The sequence below is a fragment of the Stenotrophomonas maltophilia group sp. RNC7 genome (assembly GCF_030910085.1).
Classification (GTDB): Bacteria; Pseudomonadota; Gammaproteobacteria; order Xanthomonadales; family Xanthomonadaceae; genus Stenotrophomonas; species Stenotrophomonas sepilia.
Genome location: NZ_JAVFVN010000712.1, coordinates 1 through 332, shown reverse-complemented (window position 1 = coordinate 332; position 332 = coordinate 1). Strand labels below are relative to the sequence as shown.

Annotated in this window: 1 protein-coding gene; it reads left to right on the top strand. The window is 64.2% G+C overall.

Annotation, left to right across the window (positions count from 1 at the left end):
• Positions 1-24: 24 nt before the first annotated feature.
• A partial coding sequence (locus RCF13_RS15610) for an SDR family NAD(P)-dependent oxidoreductase (protein WP_308141328.1) occupies positions 25-332 on the top strand: 308 nt, incomplete at its 3' end.

Below are 332 nucleotides of genomic sequence, written 5' to 3'. Positions count from 1 at the left end.
GCCATGGCTTGCGCCAAGCGGGGCATGGCCGTACTCATCACCTACCACCGCAACCCGGAAATGGCGCACCGCGTCGTCCAGGCCATTGCCGACATGGGGGGCACGGCGCTTGCTTTGGCGCTGGATGTGGGCAAGAGCGGCTCGTTCGCCGAGTTTTCGCGCACGGTGTCTGCGCAGATTGAGGCCGCGTGGGGCAGGAAAACGTTCGACCACCTGGTCAACAACGCTGGCTACGGCCTGTACGCGCCGATCACGGACGTGACCGAGGAACAGTTCGATGGGCTGTTCAGCGTGCATCTGAAAGGGCCGTTCTTCCTGACCCAGGCCCTGGT